Source organism: Devosia sp. (assembly GCF_040509215.1).
Taxonomy (GTDB): domain Bacteria; phylum Pseudomonadota; class Alphaproteobacteria; order Rhizobiales; family Devosiaceae; genus Devosia.
Window position 1 is genome coordinate 1 of record NZ_JBEVLL010000391.1, and the last position, 2546, is coordinate 2546.

Annotated in this window: 2 protein-coding genes and 1 other RNA gene; all 3 read right to left on the reverse strand. The window is 64.1% G+C overall.

Translation table 11 applies throughout. The features are described from left to right. Nucleotides 1-144: 144 nt before the first annotated feature. Nucleotides 145-468 (reverse strand): YbaB/EbfC family nucleoid-associated protein, encoded by a 324-nt coding sequence (locus ABW043_RS21885; RefSeq protein ID WP_018899104.1) that lies wholly within the window; start codon nucleotides 466-468, stop codon nucleotides 145-147. 22 nt (nucleotides 469-490) lie between these two features. Beyond that, nucleotides 491-2371 carry a DNA polymerase III subunit gamma/tau gene (locus tag ABW043_RS21890; protein ID WP_353923313.1) on the reverse strand — a complete coding sequence of 627 codons (1881 nt, stop codon included), beginning with the start codon at nucleotides 2369-2371 and terminating at the stop codon, nucleotides 491-493. Between the two features lie 46 nt (nucleotides 2372-2417). Continuing rightward, nucleotides 2418-2514: signal recognition particle sRNA small type (gene ffs / locus ABW043_RS21895), an RNA gene on the reverse strand. Nucleotides 2515-2546 lie beyond the last annotated feature (32 nt).

Here is a 2546-nt window from a genome sequence, read left to right on the forward strand (position 1 = left end):
CATGAAGCTGACCTTCGTTCCGCCGCCGAAGGCAAAGCCCGCCAAGCACCACACGCAAAAGCACACGAAATAAGCGTTCTCAAACGGCAAGCGCCGGCCACCCGATGGGCGCCGGCGCTCTCACATTCGCATTCGATCGAATGATCAGAACGGCATCTTGAAGCCGGGCGGGATCGGCAGGCCTGCCGTCAGCGCCTTGGTCTTTTCGGCGGCAACCGCGTCGGCCTTTTCCTTGGCATCCTTGTGGGCGGCGACGATCAGGTCTTCGAGGATCTCGACGTCATCTTCCTTGAAGAGCGACGGATCGATCTTCAGGCTCTGCATCTCGCCCTTGCCCGTGATGACGACGGTCACGAGACCGCCACCAGACTTGCCTTCGGCCGTGAGCGTGGCGATTTCCGCCTGCATCTGCTCCATCTTGGCCTGCATTTCCTTGACTTTGCCCATCATGCCCATGATGTCGCGCATCGTCTTCTCCCTTCTTGGTGTCTCAGAATTCTATGTCGTCGCCGGGCAGAATATCGCCCTCTTCGGATTCGGCGGTCGCCGGCGCCTGCACGGGACCTTCCTCTTCTTCCGGTTCCGGCGCGCGGACGCGAACGTCGATGATCTTGGCGCCCGGAAACTGCGAGAGGATGGCCGCCACATCAGGATCCTGCCTGGCGTCGCTCACCTGCTGCGCCTTGGCGTTGGCTTCGGCTTCCACCATGGTCGGCTGGCCGGCCTCGCGGCTGAGGCTGACGATCCAGTGGATGCCGGTCCATTCCTTGAGCTTCAGCGCAAGTTCGTTGAGCAGCGTTCCCGGCGCGCCTTCCGTCAGGTTGACATCCAGGATGCCGGGCTGGACGCGAACCGGGCGCACGAAATTGCGCACCAGCGCCTTGATCTTCACATCGCGCTTTTCGCCGGCGAGGTTGGCGATATCGCTGACCGAATTGACCCGCACCAGCGGCTGCGGCGCATCGGCGGCCTTCGCCTCGGTGCGGCCGACGGCGAGGCTCTGAGGATCAGAGTTCTGGACGACGCGCAGCATGGCGGTCGGGCCGGCGGGCTGCGGGCGTGGTGCCGTGGCTTCCGCGGCGCGGGCCATGACATTGCCCTGATAGCTGACGGTCGCGCCGCCATTTCCACCACCATTGCCCGATGGTGAGGCCGAACGCGCGCCACCGTTGTTCTCAGAGAATTCCGCAAGCCTACGGGCTGCGTCCTCGGGGGCCGGGAGGTGGGCGGCGTGCGCCAGGCGGATCAGCACCATTTCGGCGGCACCCGAGGGGCGCGAGGATGCTTCCACCTCGGGAATGCCCTTCAAGAGCATCTGCCAGATGCGCGACAATGCCGTGACGGCGACGCCTTGCGAGAATTCCGCACCCTTGGTGCGCTCGATTTCGCTGAGCGAGGGATCATTTGCGGCATCCGGCACGTATTTCAGACGGGTCACCAGATGCGTGAAATCGGCAAGATCGGTCAGCACCGCCACCGGATTGGCGCCGGCCTCGTACTGGCTTTCGAATTCGCCAAGGGCTGCGGCCACGTCACCCTTGATGACGTGCTGGAAGAGATCGACGATGCGGGCGCGGTCGGCGAGGCCGAGCATCCCACGCACCGATTCGGCCAGCACCGCGCCGCCGCCATGGGCAATCGCCTGGTCGAGCAGCGACAGGCCGTCGCGCGCAGAGCCCTCGGCGGCACGGGCGATCATCGCCAGCGCATCGGGCTCAGCCTCGATGCCTTCCTTCGATGCGATCGTGGTGAACAGGCCGACGAGATCGGACGCGCTGATGCGGCGCAGGTCGAAACGCTGGCAGCGCGACAGGACCGTGATCGGCACCTTGCGGATCTCAGTCGTGGCAATGATGAACTTCACATGCTCCGGCGGCTCTTCGAGCGTCTTCAACAGGCCGTTGAAGGCCTGCGTGGAGAGCATGTGCACTTCGTCGATGATGTAGACCTTGTAGCGCGCAGACACCGGGCGATAGCGCACCTGCTCGATGATCTCTCGGATGTCGTCGATACCCGTATGCGAGGCGGCGTCCATCTCGATGACATCGACATGGCGGCCTTCCATGATCGCCTGGCAGTGGTCGCCGGGGATGCGCAGATCGATCGTCGGCTTGTCGATCTCGGCTGTCTTGTAATTCAGCGCGCGCGCCAGGATGCGGGCGGTCGTCGTCTTGCCGACCCCGCGAACGCCGGTCAGCATGTAGGCTTGCGCGATACGGCCGGTCTCGAAGGCGTTGGTCAGGGTCTGGACCATCGGCTCCTGGCCGACCATCAGATCCGTGAAATCCTTGGGGCGGTATTTGCGTGCCAGCACCCGGTATCCGGTGCCCGTCGAGGCGGCATCTTGTGATTGTCGCTCGGTGTCGCTCATCGCCCTGCTTAGCGCCCGGACTCCCGGGCAAAGGATGGAGAGAAGGGTGGGAGGCTGGCACGATGACCCGTGCCTGGCTCGTTAGGGCTGCTTCCTTCCGGACCTGACCCGGTTGGCGAGTGGCTCGTCCACCACCAACCTCCCGAAGGCACATATCGGCAATATCGCGATCAAA